The following is a 16,225-nucleotide window of genomic DNA, read 5'->3' as shown; positions in this document are numbered from 1 at the left end:
CACCGTAATTTTGCATATTACGATTTTTCTTTCCCTATACTTATCCCCCTTTTTCCATATTCCTCTTAAAACGCATGATTCCACTAAAATCAAAACCACCAGTGTGAACTGGTGGTTTACTCTGCGGCTGAAAGCCTTTCTTACCGGCCTAGGCCTTAAAGGCCCACTGAACCGGTTTCCCTTTTGCACCACATTCACCCACTAATTCTAAAGAATTTCTTTATCTCTTCTTATTTTTCTCTCCGGTAAACGGGTCATAGTCTTCGAACAATGATAACTGATCACCCATATAGTCTTCTTTTAGCTGATTCCTAATGTATTCTTGTATCTGCTTCTTGTTTCTTCCCACTGTATCAACATAGAAGCCTCTACACCAAAACTTCCTGTTCCCGTAGCGATACTTCAAATTGGCATGTCGATCAAATATCATGAGACTACTTTTCCCTTTTAAGTACCCCATGAATTGTGACACACTTAACTTCGGCGGAATACTTACTAACATATGGATGTGATCCGGACAAGCATTTGCTTCATGAATCACGACCCCTTTTCTTTCACATAAATCTCTTATGATCTGTCCGATACTTTTTTTGTATTTTCCATAGATGATTTGTCTTCTGTATTTTGGTGCAAACACGATGTGATACTTACAATTCCATGTTGTGTGTGCTAAACTATTCATGTCCTTCACAGGGCATACCTCCTTCTTTGGTGCGATGAAGCGGTCGGGAAACCAACTTTATCCTACCATGAAGTGAGGTTTTTTTTTAATACCACGCTTGAAGCTTTTTAGAACCCCCGGCATAGCCAGGGGTTTTCGAAACCACTAAAAACGGCTTCAAAAGATCGACTGATCTTTTGAAGCAGCTCTTACATTATCATTTATGTTCGATCTCATCTAAAATCGTTTTAGCAATCTTCTCATCAAGCTCTTCAAAGTCATCATATGAAATCGTTTCATACAATTCCTTCCTTGTTTGCATATCTTCAAGAGCCCCGACCTGTGTACCTTCCTTTTGGATCAGTTGAAACACACGTTCATAAGCTTTCGCTGCTACTCGCAATGAAGTAACAGGATAAATGACGATTTGATAACCTAATTTCTCAAATTCCTCCGCTGTTAAATAAGGAGTTTTCCCAAATTCGGTCATATTCGCTAATAAAGGAACTTTGATATGTTGGACAAATTGCTGAAATTCCGCTTCTGATTGTAAGGCTTCTGGGAAAATCGCATCTGCTCCAGCTTCAACATACGCTTTGGCACGCTCAATCGTCGCCGCTAACCCTTCATTTGCCCGAGCATCGGTTCTTGCCACGATGATAAGAGATGGTGTCGTCTTTTTAATCGCTTGAATTTTTTGGATCATTTCCTCTGTTGTCACGAGCTCTTTTCCGTTTAAATGCCCACATTTTTTCGGCAATTGTTGGTCTTCGATTTGAACAGCTGCGACATGGGCTTCATACATTTCTTGGGCCGTCCTCGCAACATTTAACACGCCACCAAAACCTGTATCGATGTCAACAAGTAGTGGCAAGTTGGTTGCTCGTATAATTTCACGAGCTCGTTCTGCCACTTCTGTAGACGTAATAATCCCTAAATCAGGTAAACCTTTACTAGCGGTATAAGCTGCTCCAGATAAATATAATGAGACAAAGCCTGCTTTTTTCGCGACTAATCCAGCCATTGCATCATGTGCTCCAGGAATTTGTAAAATCTCTTTTTTTTCGATGAGTTGCCTAAATTGTCTAGCTAATTCTTCTTGCGATATTGGTTGTTCAATAATCCAAGCCATACTTCCCCTCCTTACTTTACATATAATTCAACAAAGTCATGGACATACATCGTAGAAAGTTTTGCATAATCGTAACTGACCGCTTCTATTTCTTTTAGTTGCTTTTTGGAATAATGAGTTAATAAATTATGGTGATATTTTTCCGTGATTTTTGGTTTTGCTTCATCACGACGGAATCTGTGACCAAGTGGATATTCACATTCGACTTCCTCTGTGTAATGACCATCTTTAAAATAAACTTGAACGGCATTGGCAATGGAGCGTTTTTCCGGGTCGAGATACTCAGCCGTATAACGTTGATTCTCATTAATGACCATTTTGGCTCTTAATTGATCAATTCTAGGATCAGCAGCGACATCATCCTCATAATCCTCTGCCACAATATTGCCTTTTAATAAAGCAATCGCTGTAATATATTGTAGACAATGGTCACGGTCAGCTGGATTATTTAATGGACCTCTTTTATCAATAATCCGAATAGCTGACTCATGGGTCGTAATGACAATTTTATCAATTTCATCTAAACGATTGATCACTTGTGGATGAAGAGTAACTCCCGCTTCTGCTGCCGTTTGAGCATGAAATTCGGCTGGATAAGAAACTTTAAATAAGACATTCTCCATAACATAGCTCTGAAGTGGTTGGCTTAACACCAATTCCTTCTTATTAAATAGAACATCTTGGAAGCCCCACCCTGGTGCACTTAAAGCCGTTTGATAACCCATTTCACCTTTAACCGCCATTAAAGCAAGTCTAACGGCTCGGCTCGTCGCATCGCCTGCTGCCCAAGATTTACGAGAGCCCGTATTCGGTGCGTGGCGATACGTTCTTAAGCTTGAATTATCGATCCAAGCATTGGATAGAGCATTGATGATTTCTTCACGACTACCACCAAGCATTTTCGTCACGACCGCCGTTGTGGCAATTTTGACATACAGAACATGATCAAGTCCGACTCGATTTAAACTATTTTCTAAAGCAAGCACTCCTTGAATTTCATGAGCTTTAATCATCATTTCTAAAACTTCCAACATCTTAATGGGCTCTTGGCCTTTTTTTAATCTTTCTTGACTAACAAAATCAGCGACTGCTAAAATGCCCCCTAAATTATCAGATGGATGCCCCCATTCCGCTGCTAACCAAGTGTCATTATAATCCAACCAACGAATCATCGTTCCTATATTAAAAGCTCCTTGAATCGGATCGAGCACATGTGAAGTACCTGGGACACGAACACCACTCGGGACGATCGTTCCTGGTACCACTGGTCCGAGCAGCTTCGTACACTCTGGATAATTTAAGGCAAGAATGCCACAACCGAGTGTATCAATGAGCACATAGTGAGCAGTCGAAAAAGCTTCTTCGCTTGTAATCTCTTCATGTAACACATAATCGGCAATTTCCTCTAATAAAAGATCGGTTTTCTGGTTTTCATTCGTTTTAATCATCAACTATCATCCCTTTACTTAATAATCTTTGCCAATATAACGAACACGAGGGCGGAATAAACGGTTATTTGAATGCTGCTCAATCACATGTGCGGCGAGTCCTACCGTTCTCGCACTAAAAAAGATCGGTGTATATAGTTCAATTGGAATTCCAAGCTTCCAATAAACAGGTGCCGCGTAATAATCGAGGTTAGGATATAGTCCCTTCTCTTCCCGCATCACTTTTTCACCTGCCTCACACATTTCTAATAATAAGAAATCACCATCTTTTTCACTTAATTGTTTTAACGATTCCTTCATAATTAACGCTCTTGGATCCATCTTTTTCATATAAACACGATGTCCGAATCCCATTACCTTTTCTTTTTTGACAAGCTTTTGATATAATTGATCTTCAAAATCAGCGACCGTGGACGCATCATTTAACATATACATCACCGCTTCGTTCGCCCCACCGTGCAAATGTCCTTTTAAAGAGGCAACCGCTCCCGTTAAAGCTCCATACATATCCGAATTTGTTGAGGCAATTACCCTAGCCGCAAACGTTGAGTTTGGCATCTCATGCTCACTATATAAAAGTAAAGAGCGATCAAAAATTTTCGTTTGCCAGTCTTCTGGAACCTCTCCCGTTATCATGTATAAGAAGTTTGCACTATAAGTTAGAAGAGGATTTGGTAAAATAGCTTCTTTTCCATTGAGAATCCGATGAGCGTTAACCGTAACCGTTGGCAATTGGCCGAGTAGCTGGTAGCCACGTTGCTTATTTATGTCAAAACGACGGTTTTCAATATCTATATCATAACCAGCTAAAGCAGAGAGACCTGTACGTAGCCCGTCCATTGGATGCGTATTTTTCGGTAGTAATTTCATGATTGAAAAAATCTCCACCGGAAGATCGTAATGCTCTTTTAATTTTTCAACGGTCTTTTCTTTCTCCTGCTCTTCAGGTAGCTCTCCTTCCAGTAATAAATGGACAATGTCGAGATAATCGTTCGTTTTAGAAAGCTCGATTAAGTCATACCCTCGAATGACGATCTTCTCTTTTTCTGTATCTAAAAATGAAAGCTCTGTTTCTGCAGCTATAACTCCTTCTAAACCAGGACCATATTCTTTTAAGCTCATAAACACCATCCTTTACCTCATTTTGTTTACTTCTTAACCATTTCTTTGTAAACCCTTTCATACCTTCAAATAAATCAAAAAATAACAACAATTCGTTATCTGCCTTTATTATAAAATTGATCAAACAATTAGAAAAATATATAATTTTTATTAATAACGATAGATTTTTTCTATATCTGGGATCGGAGTGTTCGCTTTTGAAGAAACAGGATTGGGAAATGCTCGTCACCTTATTTCACACAGAAAACATAACTTTAGCTGCTGAAAAACTATTCGTATCACAACCTACCCTTACATCGAGGCTACAAAAGTTAGAAGAATATTACGGCGTTCAATTAATTATTCGAAAACAGCGCGGGGTAATGTTTACACCAGAAGGAGAAAAATTAGTCTTACATGCAAAAAAAATGTTAGCAGAACTACAAAACATCGAAGAAACGATTGATAATATGAAAAACCAAGTTTCAGGCACATTACGAGTCGGCGTCTCTAACTTTTTTGCCACCCATAAAATGCCCAAACTTTTAAGACTCTTTAAGCAAGTTTATCCAAATGTTGAATTTCAAGTCGTGACAGGCTGGAGTAGTGATATGTATCGCCTCATTTTAAATCAAGACGTCCATATTAGTTTTATTAAAGGGAATTTTGCTTGGAAGGGAAAAAAAGAATTACTATACGAAGAGGAAATTTGTGTCGCCTCTCCTTGGGAATTTAAGTGGGAGGAGCTACCTAGTTTACCGAGAATTGATTATCATACCGATGAAAATATGAGAAACCTGACCGAACGATGGTGGTATACGCTCTATCAGCAACCACCTAATATTAATATTCAAGTGAATCAAGTGGAAACGTGTAAGGAAATGATTATCAATGGATTAGGCTATGGAATATTGGCGACTTTAGTTGTCAGACCTTATTCAGAGTTAATTACCAAACCGTTAGTGCTCCCTTCTGGTGAAAGATTAACACGGCATACTTGGATGTATTATCACGAGTCCACCTTACAACTAAACCTTGTTCGCTCTTTTGTCGAGTTTATAAAAAAAATAGACGTCAAAGCTCTTTAAACATAAACAACATATAGGCACAAAAAAACACCTAAGCAGTTTCCTTTACTTAGGTGTTTCACTCATTTAGAGTCATCATCTCGTTCAATTTCTTCTTTATTTGGAGCAATTTCTTCTGAGGCTTCTGTTTGATAGCGGTAAGGAGCTGTTCTTTTTTCCAACTTTTCACCATTATTAAGTACATACATCAGTAAGTATTGGTGATAGTAATACTCAAAGATCGCTAAACCTGTTGCCGCTAATAACGATGGGAAAAATAAATTTGCTCCATTTGTTAAACTTTGACTGACGAACCAAATAAGGAAAAGGGCTAAACCAAAATCAGTGATCGTTGCGACCGTATTACTAATTCGTGGCATAATAAACAAATCGCCTAAATAAGAAACAACACTTACTACTAAAGAAAGAACGAACACATTGCCGATTGATACATGATAAAATAAACCAAAAATGATAAACAAAAAGGCAAAAGAGATCACCCATTTAAGTAATAACGCTTTGAAATATTGCATTTTTTTGACTCCTTTCCACTATAGTATGTTTCAACCCAAATGATCTATTCACCCATCGCAGATTCAACGGACTCTAGCGAATAAAAAATGGATTCACTTTTGAAAAAAATCTTTCATAACATAAGCCCTCATAAGGTCATGAAAATGATAAAATCTAAAGGTGAGAACATATCTAAGCAAGCCTGTAAGAAGATTTATCGACTAATGTGACAAACGAAAGTTCTCTAAAAGTTCCCATATTTATTTTAGGAGGAAACAACATGTACGTTTTTGAAGAATATTTAGCGAAAATTGATAATCCCGAGCATCGGGACCGAACGGAAGAAGTTTTAACTTGGGTAACGAAAGAATTTCCAAATTTAATGCCAAAAATAGCATGGAATCAGCCAATGTTTACCGATCATGATACATATATTATTGGCTTTAGTGTATCTAAACAGCATTTAGCCGTTGCCCCTGAAAAAGCAGGGATTGATCATTTTTCTGATGAAATTGTCGAGGCTGGCTACGATCATACGAAAGAGTTGGTTCGTATGAAGTGGAACCGTCCAATCGATTTCTCCTTACTTAAGAAAATGATCGATTTTAATATAATCGATAAAGCAGACTACACAACTTTTTGGAGGAAATAATAAAAGAAAAACTGGAGGGCCAAGTTAAATGACTGAAAAAACAAATGATACAAAAGTAACTGCCCCGTACTCTTTTAATTTTATTATTTTCTGTTACTCACTATTAAACAATCAAAATCAAATAATCCCAATAAAACTTACTAATAGTGAAAAGCTCGAAAGTATTATAAAAATAGAACAATGCTGGGAAGAGCAATGTAAGTTAATAGAAAGAGAACAAGAGTATGTTATTTATGGTTCAACAGAAATGACATTGCTCGCTAATATTTTCCCTAATATAAAGGAAAAAACAAAAAAAGAAATCCTATTAGCATTTAATTCAATTTGGTCTTATATCACTTCTGGACTTTTATTAGAACAAGTATGCATTGCTAATTTAGATAGGATTAAACAAATAAGGAAAATAGAAAAAGAACTTTTTGTTGTATACGGCCAAATACCCCCAAATTGTAGATTGCACCTGAAAAATATAGGTGATTTTATATGTATTAATGAGTATTTATAAAAGGATAACTTAATGTTTTAATACTATATTGGCTTCGAGAAAGAGGAATCAAGGAGTTATCTTTTGAAAAAAACGTCATCAATAAGTACGATTAAACAAACATAGAGAGGCTGGGACAAAACTCTCCTCTGATTTCGTTCTATTTATTGGAACTGAAGCGGATGGCAATGAATGGCGTTCGACTCACCGCTCCCGAAAATCATGCTCCGCGTCCTGTGGGGTGGCACCGAACTAACTAGCTTCGCTAGTGGATTTCGGTTCTGCCACTACTTCCCACGGGAGTCTCCGCATGTTTTCGTCCGCTAGGGCACAGGACGATCTCCGTTTTCACACTTGTAAGAAATAGCGTGAAGTAATAAAACTCAAAACGGTGAAATATGGAACCGAAAAACAAATAAAATAAGTTTCTTGGACTCGTTTTCTACTGTTTCTACCTAGTTATGTCCCATCCTCTTTCACATATTACTCTTCCCAAACTTTTACTTCTTACATTACATCACCTTGCTTGATGCGGTAAATTGAATCAAGACCTTCGACAACTTGACCGAATACGGTATGTACACCATCTAAATGTGGTTGTGGCTTATGAACGATAAAGAATTGGCTACCACCTGTATCTTTACCAGCGTGTGCCATTGAAAGAGCACCTGCTACGTGTTTGTGTGGGTTTCCGGCTGTTTCACAGTTAGATGCTGTAGCCAGGACCACCTGTTCCATTGCGTAAGGGACAGTCGACATTATAAATAGCTGCCTGTGCAGTCTGATCGCTCATGGTATTGACCTGGCCAAGAAACCTTTCCTCTGAACTAGTGGTGATACTCGCTTCTCTTTCTTCAATAGCCAGGTATTTAAAGAGACGATACTTCTCTAGTTCAGTCTCAACTGCTTCCTTAGTTCTTTTGCGGTCTAATTCTGGTAAATTAAAGTCGAAACTCATGTAATCACCTACTTTAATAAGCATGACTTTACTAGCAAATGCATATTATTATATTGCCGAAATATCACCATTTTTTAATTACCTGAAAGTGGTGATAAAATGTTTGATTTGTTAATTGGAGCTTTATTTCAGTTTATTATCGGTTTATCAAGCAGCTTCTTTTCAAGATTATTGTTTGAATAGTTCACCTCAAGAAAAGAAAAAAAGCAAGGATAAATGTAAGAGTAATTAGTGATAATTTCGGCACAGATCCATTCATTATTTGGATATGAATCGATCTGTGCTTCAATAAAATTAAAATAATAGAAAACTGAAAGTAAATCTAAATGACGCTCATTTTTATCCAAATACTCCTCTTTAAACTCTGAATAACACTCATCCTCATCCTTCCCTCTCCTTCATAATCATCCACAAATACAGTCCTTTTATCAATTCAAATCCCAATTGTCATTTTAATAAAGTAAAAATAATAGGAATTCAAGAAGCGATTTTACTCGCCCTTCTTACTCCATGAAAATCTTAAAGAGAACCATCCCCAAACAAACAAGGGAGTAAAATAACTTTTATGATAAAATTAGTATGAGGAGGGATTATTTTATGTCAAATGCTTTTAAAACACCTATATTAATTGGCATTTTATTTTTTCTGATTGCAGTACCTATATTCTTATTTATTGACTCACCTCAACCTTTTTTAGCTGGCTTGTTTGTTGCCTTTCTTATCTTTGAAATTTCTTTTTTCCATAACCATAACAAACAAAAAGAAAAGCATAAGAGTTAAAAGGCCTTTCTAGAGGTCTTTTTTTATGACTAGTATTTGGATACTGTTGTCGTCAGACTGCGAAACTATCATAAATTGGTTGAATTCATCAACCCTTAATGTTAACTTTAATTTAAATAGTGTTTACATTAGGAGGTAATGATGAAACAACATATACTTGTACTAATTTCAAACATTACAGCAATCTTATTTATTGTACTGATCTTTATGTACTACCTTGATCTATGGACAGCTTCTAGTTTTATTCAAATTTTGTTTTTCTTTATCATGGTAGCTGTTATCTATCAAGCTGGGTTTACTTTTGCAAAATATTTGAATAGAAAAGCTGGGTAAAATTATCCGGCTTTTTCTCACAGTATTTGGACAAAATTCAATAAGTTATCCCCCAACCATCTCTCAACCTCGCATTAAGCTGACATCGTTGTAAATACTCATAAAGCCAAACACGCTGCTCACCTTCTCTGCGATATAAGTGATACCAGCCTTTCCCTTTTGCTTTTTACGGGCCACAACCATCACCCTCTTTGAGCTAATTTCCCATCGACACTAACTTAGGTCGAAAAATTACAACTATACTCGGAAAAGGAACTGGATCTTTTGCGTTTCCAAACTTTAGCCGCCCTTTTACCAATCTAATTTCGGCTTTACCGAATACATAGTCATGAAACAAATCGATATCTGTCCTTGAAGGTACAGTTGCCCCTTTACACGACTCTTCGTATGCTTTACGTACCCAATCAATTTATCCTGGTATATAATTCTTTGAATGCCAACCGCGTTCGGTTCATCTTTTCTTCGTACAATTCGGATTACACGCAACTTCTGGCTTTTGGTAGGGAGGATTCATCCAAACGGTTCCTGTCCAACTTTGTTTCAAACCATCTTGTTCTGGCGAGAAGAATCTATCACATTTCTTATCTAACTCAGTCGCACAAACATTTTCAAAAATTTTTCTGAGGTGCGCGATTGTGCCCCTGCTACCTATCTCCCCATCGATTCAAAAAATTCACTTTGATAGGGGGGCATTACTTAAAATAGTCAGGCATACTGTCAGCTTTACCCTCATTTCCCTCGATTACATGGCATTTCGGGCATAATAATTTGAGATTATTAGGTTCAAACGTCAACCTTGCATTTATTTTGATAGGAACAACATGATGCACATGAGCTCTCTTACTATGCACAAACTTCTTACACCTCTGGCACAACCCCTTCTCCCTTTGATAAACAAATGAACGTACGCTATCCCATTGAGATGAGTTGTAATATTTCTTATTGTTGTGCTTGTAATTCTTCTTCCGCTTATATCTTCTCTTATGGTCCAAGCAGTAGAATCCCTTAGTGATTAGCTTAGTACATCCCTGCTCACCACAGTACTTCATTTGGTATCAGATGCATCAACTGCAGCATTTAATTCCTCTTGAATATAATTACGGATAGTATCTTCCTTCTTCATATTACCCGGTACGTTTATATTTTGACGTTCAGCAAAATCTAACAGTTGTTCAACATCCATATCTTCTATACCGTTCATTAACAATGGAGGTTGAGTGTCTTCATTTGTTGAACGAGTAATGGCAGGTCCAGTACTTGTAGTAATTACAGTCCTATCTTTTCCAATTGCTAAATCTACTCCACCAATCATACTCTTAGGGTTTTCAGTGACCTTGAATGAAGGAACCTTCCCTTTAGGAACAAACAACACTCTTTTCTCTTTATTGTCCCAGTACTCAGTTCCTTGTGATGTCTTACGTGTTTCTACAATCATGATTAACAACTCCTCTTTTTAATCGTTGTATTTTCTTCAAATTATCCACAAGTTCATATCAGCTCATTAAAGGCTCATAGAGTGCTTTTATCTACCCTTCGATAAAATTCACAACTAAATTAAAAACAAATCGTCTTATATGAGCTTTCTGTGCTCTAGCACCACATTCTATTATTAGCATCATACAATCTATTAACTTTATTGAGTTCTTTGATAACTGTAGTTATCCTTATCTCTCCTACTAATAGATTTTAAAAAATAAAAAAACCTTACAAATCATTTTTGTAAGATTGTTCAGAGGTATATTTCTTTAGATCTTTCTTTAGCGATCGTGCTCTAATGAAGAAACTATTTTGCTTGTCCTAGTATAGTAGGACATCGGTGTCCTAGTATTAGTGTACAACCTTGTCCTAGTATAGTGGTACACCCTAGCTGAAAGTATTTGTATATCAAGTTTTTTCGTTAGGTGTCCTAGTATTGGTGGACAACCTGCTAATTTCTCTATTTTGACTAGTATTTGATGATATGAAAAAGACCACTCAGTGGTGGTCGGAAAATGTTTATTTAATCTTTATTATCAACATACTTTAGCAAATCCACGATTTTACTACCTAATTCTCTGTATTTTTCTTCAATCATCTTTTTATCAAAATTGCCCACTTTGAAGTTATCGGCATGTTCAAAGTGATCATTAGGGCTTTGAAAAAAATTAGATTCCAGCAGGTTTTCAATCTCATAAATTGAATTCACTATTGTTTCTGGAAGTATGATTACGTACTTGTCTAGAAACTCAGTTATATCGGACTTCATATTTTTCTTAATATAGGATAACATCTTAAAATGCGAAACATAGTGAACATCAGGACGAAATATATTTTCCTGATTAATTATATCTACCTTTACGTTCTTATTAAAGAAGTCTTCTCCAATAAAGGTATCTATTTTTTTTATAATTTCTTCAAATTCTTTTCTAGAATAAACGAGGTCTTTGTTAGTGAAAACTGGAGGCTTCTTAGTTACGATATGGACATAATGCTTAGCTAAATTATTTACGAAAAGCCTATATTTGATTTTTGTATATTTATTGAAACGTTCCCACTCATACTTTTCTTTTAATGCATTCTTCATTCTTTCTTCTCTGTCTTTTAATTCCTTATCATGGTCTTTGATTATTTCATCCACGAAGTAGACAAGGAAAATTACAAATACTAATTGTACAAATAAATTTAGTAGAATTGACTCAAATGCATCTCTTTCAAATCCAAAAATAGATAACTGGACCAATCCAACAAGCAACAAGCCTAAAAACAATAGAATGAGCAATTTGTTTTTTGATTTTAGCATTTCACATCTCCTCTCAGCTTCCTAATTTCGCCAAAAAGAGACAAAAGTCCTGCTACATTTTCGATAATCTTATCAATTTAAGCTGTCCATCAACGCTAATTCCTTTGCTTTGTTTCTGATTGCTTCGTACTTAGCAGGTTGCCCTTCTTTAGGTGGATGGTACTTAATATTGTTTTCGATTTGTTGATTCATGATTACATCTCCTTTGCAAAATAAAAAAACACCCGTTCCGGATGTTTTTGATCTAATTAATTTTATTTGAAAACATACTGCAACACTTCGTCAAACTTTTCAAAAGATTTTCCGCCTATTTTAAACCTTAATACATCTATACCCGATTCGCCAAGAACGTGTAATTCATCTTCTAAATCTTTAATTTCATCTTCTATAATTGAATATGTCACTTTCGCAGATTTATGAAGTCTTTTGGGTGTAATAAAGATTTGTTCAGGTTCTCTTAATCGTCTATGTCTATCAAAAAGTTCTTTACTATTTTCGGAAATTTCCAAACTCGAAGTAGACCCTTGTAATACATAATTTAAAACATTTTTATAATCTACTTCCACATAGTCATTTTCTCTCGAAATTTGGAACTCTTTTTCTTCAAACATCTTTACAAAAGCCTCTGCTGCTTCTGCTCTTTTCTGGCGATAATAAAATTCTTTTTCATCTTGTAGATCAATAACTTTTTTAAATCATCAATTTTCGACACTATAATCCCCCTTTTTATACGTACTTTTTATCATTTACGACAAGAGAAGACTAAATTCCTGCATCTTTTTTATAAAACTGCTCTTTAATTCAGCAAGCAGTAAACCGTTCCGCTCCAAACCTTACACCGCTGGAGTCACGGCTTCTTAGGAGAATCGAGTATTAGCTATGGCCATTAGCTCTCTCCATGCTTTAGATTAATAGAAACTAATCTCATTACTCTCTGTTATTAATAAGCTAAAAATTTTATACTAAAGAATAAAAACCCCTCTTAATTAAGAAAAGTTTTAATGAGCATTAATTCTTATTTATAATTTCAACCAATTGAAGTATTGTAAGAACAAAAATTGCAACATTTAATATTATAACTGGAATTCTAAGAAAAATGTTAGTATTCGATTCAACAAAGCTTTTTACTATCTTAATAAAACCAGAAATAATCCCGTAAATCACAATAATGCTCAAAAATACTACTAATAAATTCACATATAGATTATCAGTAAAATAAATCAATAAGAAAACAATAACTCCTACAAAAAAACCAGCAACGATATCCTTTATACCACTCTCAAATTTCATATTAATTTTTCCTAACTCTAACAAAAATCCCATTAAACCAACTATTCCAAAAAATGCACCTATACCGTTAGTAAGAATAGGCCAAGTTAGAAAAGATGGATTTAGATATAAATAAAAAGATATTATTAAAAAAGCTAATGCAATCGCAATCCCCTCAATGAGTTTGTCCGCCTCACTTTTTTCAACTTTTTGTTTCTTATCTGTTTTAACCAATAGATATTCTCCTTTTATATTTTTAATAATTATACAACAAAAAGGACTATAATCCTGCATCTTATTTCAATAACAAAAGAACCGACCAAGGTTTCATACGTGACAGGTCGGCCTCAATCGATTCCCGATGATATAAATTTAACACGTATTTTTCCTAATGACACAAAGGTTCTGTATAATTTTTGTAGAATTTTTTTATAATAATTATATAAGAACTAATCCTAGTTGGTAGGCACATTTTTAAAGGAAATCGCTGAAGTAATTGGAATGGAGTTCGAATGGGCAATTAAACAAACATAAAAAGGGGCTGTCCCAAAAGTCATGAAAATGACCTTTGAGGGTTCAGCCCCTTTTTGAATATTATAAAGTGAGAGGGAAGACACCGCTCCCGAGATGGGTGGCACGCTTTCCGCAGGCGGGCGCTGAACTAACTGTCTACGCCAGTGGATTTCAGCCTGCCCTTTCCTCCTGCAGGAGTCGGCCACCCATCTCGTCCGCTACATTTCATTTTCTAGCAAAAAAAAGCACAAAAAAATCGCTCTTTCCTTTAGAATGGACTTACCACAGCACAAACCAAAGAGGAGCGATTTTTATGTGTAACCAAAAGGCTACTTTCCAAGATTATAACATGAACCAACTCTATCTTCCTATGGATTATTCTGATTTAATTCCTGAAAATCATATGGTTCATGTGGTGAACGATATGGTGAATGGATTAAAGGATGAAATCTTCTTCGAAGCGTATCAAGGAGGTGGGCGTCCTGCCTATCACCCTAAAATGATGACGAAGATTGTCCTATTTGGCTACACCCAAAAATGGTTTTCCTGTCGAGAGATCGCCAGAGCCCTAACGGAGAACCTTCCAATGATGTGGTTAGCTGCGGGGCAAACGCCAGATTTTCGAACGATCAATCGCTTTCGCTCTGAACGTTTAAAGCCTTTGATGGATCGTTTATTTACAGAGTTAACCAAACTATTAATCAAAGAAGGCTATATCGATGGTCAGCACTATTTCTTAGATGGAACCAAAATCGAAGCCAACGCGAATAAATATTCATTCGTTTGGAAAAAGAGTGTTCAAGGCTACGAAGAAAAACTTCAAGCTAAAGTAGAAGATCTATTAGAGGAGATCCACGAACAAATCCAAATCGATACGTCAGTGCTCCGAAAAGAAGATCCTCTTTTTCAAAAACAACGGCTTTCAAGCGAGGCTCTTGAGAGTGTCATTCAAGCACTAGAAGAAGAACTCCAACAAAAAGAATCGAAGTTCGAAGAAATCCAAGATGTAGAGAAGCAAAAAGAGACGAAACAAGAAATACGCTCTCTTAAGAAAGCACATAAAAAAGCCCAGACCGATTATCTTCCACGTCTGCAGAAATATGAAAAGTCCTTTCAGTTATTGGGGCACCGAAATAGTTACTCCAAAATAGATACCGATGCGACCTTTATGCGGATGAAGGACGATCATATGAACAACGGGCAATTGAAGGCGGGGTACAATTGGCAAATCGGGACTCAAAACCAATTTATTCTTTTTTACAGTCTTCACTCGAACCCAACGGATACACGCTGTTTAGTCCCACATGTTGAGGCCTTGAAACAAAGTGGTTTACCCTGGCCGAAACTTCTTGTGGCCGATGCCGGTTATGGAAGTGAGTCGAATTATGTGGCGATGGAAGATGAACCTTTTGAAACGCTCATTCCTTATAACACCTTTCGTCAGGAACAAAAACGTTCGTATTCCAAGAAGATATTTCATCCACACAACTGGAACTATGAAGAAGTCGATGATTTTTATTGGTGTCCGAACCACCGAAAAGTCCTGTTTAAGCGATACAGTCAACGTACGGACCGATATGGCTACATAAGAGACTTCAAGATTTATGAATGTGAATCATGTGAAGGTTGCCCATTTAAATCGGATTGTACAAAAGCCAAAGCCAACCGGCAGGTTCATTACAACCCGGTTTATGAAGAATTACGAGTGAAGCAAAACCGAAAACTAAATAGGGAAGAAGGCCGAGCACTTTACCAAAAAAGAAAAATCGAGGTGGAAAGTGTATTTGGTCATGTCAAACAGAACCTGGGCTTTCGACGATTACACTTACGAGGTAAAGAAAAAGTTCATGTGGAGCTCGGGCTTATCGCCCTCGCTCACAATATTAGGAAGCGAGCGACGATCAGTCGTCGCTCGAAAACCAAACTCTATCCATATTGTCCTAAAAAAAGAATCGAGAAGCTGAAACTTCTCGATTCTTTTTTTATTTAAGGGCTTTTAGGACAGCCCCTTCACATATTACTCTTCCCAAACTTTTACTTCTTGCATCACGTCACCTTGCTTGATGCGGTAAATTGAATCAAGACCTTCGACAACTTGACCGAATACGGTATGTACACCATCTAAATGTGGTTGTGGCTCATGAACGATAAAGAATTGGCTACCACCTGTGTCTTTACCAGCGTGTGCCATTGAAAGAGCACCTGCTACGTGTTTGTGTGGGTTTCCTGCTGTTTCACAATTGATGCTGTAGCCAGGACCGCCAGTCCCATTTCCAGTTGGGCAACCTCCTTGAGCAACAAAACCAGGAATAACACGGTGGAATGTTAACCCATTGTAATATTCCTTATTCGCTAAGTCCTCAAAGTTTTTCACTGTATTTGGTGCTGCTTCTTCATAAAAGTCGATGACGATTTTTTCGCCATTTTCAAACGTAATACTACCTTTTTTCATAATATGTATGCCTCCATTTATTAGATTCACCTTATTGTACACGAATTCATAATGAAAGTGAAATATAAGGAAGCTTTCTTTCT

At 36.6% G+C, this 16,225-nt stretch carries 18 protein-coding genes and 1 pseudogene; 6 read left to right on the top strand and 13 right to left on the bottom strand.

What is annotated here, in order from left to right; all coding sequences use genetic code 11:
* Window positions 1-220 precede the first annotated feature (220 nt).
* From tnpA to mmgD, 4 genes are all read right to left on the bottom strand, one after another.
* On the bottom strand, window positions 221-682 hold the full coding sequence (gene tnpA / locus AA0017_RS06845) for an IS200/IS605 family transposase (RefSeq protein WP_413382362.1): 462 nt from the start codon (window positions 680-682) through the stop codon (window positions 221-223).
* 196 nt (window positions 683-878) lie between these two features.
* The gene (prpB, locus tag AA0017_RS06840; RefSeq protein ID WP_413380329.1) at window positions 879-1,793 is read right to left on the bottom strand and encodes a methylisocitrate lyase; all 915 of its coding nucleotides are present in this window, start codon (window positions 1,791-1,793) and stop codon (window positions 879-881) included.
* Between the two features lie 11 nt (window positions 1,794-1,804).
* On the bottom strand, window positions 1,805-3,241 hold the full coding sequence (locus AA0017_RS06835; protein WP_413380327.1) for a bifunctional 2-methylcitrate dehydratase/aconitate hydratase: 1,437 nt from the start codon (window positions 3,239-3,241) through the stop codon (window positions 1,805-1,807).
* An 18-nt stretch (window positions 3,242-3,259) separates the two neighbouring features.
* Window positions 3,260-4,369 carry a citrate synthase gene (mmgD, locus tag AA0017_RS06830; RefSeq protein WP_413382446.1) on the bottom strand — a complete coding sequence of 370 codons (1,110 nt, stop codon included), beginning with the start codon at window positions 4,367-4,369 and terminating at the stop codon, window positions 3,260-3,262.
* Between the two features lie 191 nt (window positions 4,370-4,560).
* Between mmgD and AA0017_RS06825 the strand changes: the two genes are divergently transcribed.
* Window positions 4,561-5,430 carry a LysR family transcriptional regulator gene (locus AA0017_RS06825; RefSeq protein WP_413380326.1) on the top strand — a complete coding sequence of 290 codons (870 nt, stop codon included), beginning with the start codon at window positions 4,561-4,563 and terminating at the stop codon, window positions 5,428-5,430.
* A gap of 62 nt (window positions 5,431-5,492) precedes the next feature.
* On the opposite strand, the gene AA0017_RS06820 is transcribed toward AA0017_RS06825, so the two are convergent.
* On the bottom strand, window positions 5,493-5,942 hold the full coding sequence (locus tag AA0017_RS06820) for a DUF2512 family protein (protein WP_413380324.1): 450 nt from the start codon (window positions 5,940-5,942) through the stop codon (window positions 5,493-5,495).
* Window positions 5,943-6,202: 260 nt separating this feature from the next.
* Here AA0017_RS06820 and AA0017_RS06815 point away from each other — a divergent pair, with 260 nt between their 5' ends.
* Together AA0017_RS06815 and AA0017_RS06810 are read left to right on the top strand one after the other, a co-directional pair.
* Entirely contained in the window at window positions 6,203-6,574 is a 372-nt protein-coding gene (locus AA0017_RS06815) for an iron chaperone (protein ID WP_413380323.1), read from the top strand.
* Window positions 6,575-6,602: 28 nt separating this feature from the next.
* On the top strand, window positions 6,603-7,079 hold the full coding sequence (locus tag AA0017_RS06810; protein ID WP_413380322.1) for a hypothetical protein: 477 nt from the start codon (window positions 6,603-6,605) through the stop codon (window positions 7,077-7,079).
* Between the two features lie 486 nt (window positions 7,080-7,565).
* On the opposite strand, the pseudogene AA0017_RS06805 reads toward AA0017_RS06810, so the two are convergent.
* Window positions 7,566-7,809, bottom strand: a pseudogene (locus AA0017_RS06805) (peptidylprolyl isomerase); the annotation flags it as partial.
* A gap of 804 nt (window positions 7,810-8,613) precedes the next feature.
* Here AA0017_RS06805 and AA0017_RS06800 point away from each other — a divergent pair.
* Both AA0017_RS06800 and AA0017_RS06795 read left to right on the top strand, forming a co-directional pair.
* Window positions 8,614-8,796 carry a hypothetical protein gene (locus tag AA0017_RS06800; RefSeq protein WP_413380321.1) on the top strand — a complete coding sequence of 61 codons (183 nt, stop codon included), beginning with the start codon at window positions 8,614-8,616 and terminating at the stop codon, window positions 8,794-8,796.
* A 141-nt stretch (window positions 8,797-8,937) separates the two neighbouring features.
* Window positions 8,938-9,129 (top strand): hypothetical protein, encoded by a 192-nt coding sequence (locus AA0017_RS06795; protein ID WP_413380320.1) that lies wholly within the window; start codon window positions 8,938-8,940, stop codon window positions 9,127-9,129.
* Window positions 9,130-9,580: 451 nt separating this feature from the next.
* Here the strand turns inward: AA0017_RS06795 and AA0017_RS06790 are convergent, their stop codons facing one another.
* From AA0017_RS06790 to AA0017_RS06765, 6 genes are all read right to left on the bottom strand, one after another.
* Window positions 9,581-9,745 (bottom strand): DNA N-6-adenine-methyltransferase, encoded by a 165-nt coding sequence (locus tag AA0017_RS06790; RefSeq protein WP_413382443.1) that lies wholly within the window; start codon window positions 9,743-9,745, stop codon window positions 9,581-9,583.
* A gap of 76 nt (window positions 9,746-9,821) precedes the next feature.
* Window positions 9,822-10,178 carry an HNH endonuclease gene (locus tag AA0017_RS06785; protein ID WP_413380318.1) on the bottom strand — a complete coding sequence of 119 codons (357 nt, stop codon included), beginning with the start codon at window positions 10,176-10,178 and terminating at the stop codon, window positions 9,822-9,824.
* Entirely contained in the window at window positions 10,175-10,564 is a 390-nt protein-coding gene (locus AA0017_RS06780; protein WP_413380317.1) for a hypothetical protein, read from the bottom strand. Before AA0017_RS06780 ends, AA0017_RS06785 begins: the two co-directional genes overlap by 4 nt.
* Before the next feature lie 564 nt (window positions 10,565-11,128).
* Window positions 11,129-11,908 carry a hypothetical protein gene (locus AA0017_RS06775; protein WP_413380316.1) on the bottom strand — a complete coding sequence of 260 codons (780 nt, stop codon included), beginning with the start codon at window positions 11,906-11,908 and terminating at the stop codon, window positions 11,129-11,131.
* 254 nt (window positions 11,909-12,162) lie between these two features.
* Entirely contained in the window at window positions 12,163-12,519 is a 357-nt protein-coding gene (locus AA0017_RS06770; RefSeq protein ID WP_413380315.1) for a hypothetical protein, read from the bottom strand.
* A gap of 397 nt (window positions 12,520-12,916) precedes the next feature.
* Entirely contained in the window at window positions 12,917-13,411 is a 495-nt protein-coding gene (locus AA0017_RS06765; protein WP_413380314.1) for a hypothetical protein, read from the bottom strand.
* A gap of 592 nt (window positions 13,412-14,003) precedes the next feature.
* Between AA0017_RS06765 and AA0017_RS06760 the strand changes: the two genes are divergently transcribed.
* Window positions 14,004-15,680: an IS1182 family transposase gene (locus AA0017_RS06760; RefSeq protein ID WP_413377571.1), complete on the top strand. Its 1,677-nt coding sequence runs from the start codon at window positions 14,004-14,006 to the stop codon at window positions 15,678-15,680.
* A gap of 27 nt (window positions 15,681-15,707) precedes the next feature.
* On the opposite strand, the gene AA0017_RS06755 is transcribed toward AA0017_RS06760, so the two are convergent.
* A complete protein-coding gene (locus AA0017_RS06755; protein ID WP_413380313.1) occupies window positions 15,708-16,142 on the bottom strand; it encodes a peptidylprolyl isomerase in 435 nt (144 codons plus the stop codon).
* Between the last annotated feature and the right edge of the window lie 83 nt (window positions 16,143-16,225).

The organism is Alkalihalobacillus phoenicis (assembly GCF_047302405.1).
Classification (GTDB): Bacteria; Bacillota; Bacilli; order Bacillales; family Bacillaceae_D; genus Alkalihalobacillus.
Note: the sequence above shows the minus strand (reverse complement) of the source record. Positions and strands in the feature narration are given on the sequence as shown.

Bases quoted from the DNA above. Each gene is read 5' to 3' on its own strand.
- tnpA (WP_413382362.1), bottom strand. From the start codon at position 682: ATGAATAGTTTAGCACACACAACATGGAATTGTAAGTATCACATCGTG.
- prpB (WP_413380329.1), bottom strand. From the start codon at position 1,793: ATGGCTTGGATTATTGAACAACCAATATCGCAAGAAGAATTAGCTAGA.
- AA0017_RS06835 (WP_413380327.1), bottom strand. From the start codon at position 3,241: ATGATTAAAACGAATGAAAACCAGAAAACCGATCTTTTATTAGAGGAA.
- AA0017_RS06820 (WP_413380324.1), bottom strand. From the start codon at position 5,942: ATGCAATATTTCAAAGCGTTATTACTTAAATGGGTGATCTCTTTTGCC.
- AA0017_RS06815 (WP_413380323.1), top strand. From the start codon at position 6,203: ATGTACGTTTTTGAAGAATATTTAGCGAAAATTGATAATCCCGAGCAT.
- AA0017_RS06810 (WP_413380322.1), top strand. From the start codon at position 6,603: ATGACTGAAAAAACAAATGATACAAAAGTAACTGCCCCGTACTCTTTT.
- AA0017_RS06800 (WP_413380321.1), top strand. From the start codon at position 8,614: ATGTCAAATGCTTTTAAAACACCTATATTAATTGGCATTTTATTTTTT.
- AA0017_RS06795 (WP_413380320.1), top strand. From the start codon at position 8,938: ATGAAACAACATATACTTGTACTAATTTCAAACATTACAGCAATCTTA.
- AA0017_RS06785 (WP_413380318.1), bottom strand. From the start codon at position 10,178: ATGAAGTACTGTGGTGAGCAGGGATGTACTAAGCTAATCACTAAGGGA.
- AA0017_RS06780 (WP_413380317.1), bottom strand. From the start codon at position 10,564: ATGATTGTAGAAACACGTAAGACATCACAAGGAACTGAGTACTGGGAC.
- AA0017_RS06775 (WP_413380316.1), bottom strand. From the start codon at position 11,908: ATGCTAAAATCAAAAAACAAATTGCTCATTCTATTGTTTTTAGGCTTG.
- AA0017_RS06770 (WP_413380315.1), bottom strand. From the start codon at position 12,519: ATGTTTGAAGAAAAAGAGTTCCAAATTTCGAGAGAAAATGACTATGTG.
- AA0017_RS06760 (WP_413377571.1), top strand. From the start codon at position 14,004: ATGTGTAACCAAAAGGCTACTTTCCAAGATTATAACATGAACCAACTC.
- AA0017_RS06755 (WP_413380313.1), bottom strand. From the start codon at position 16,142: ATGAAAAAAGGTAGTATTACGTTTGAAAATGGCGAAAAAATCGTCATC.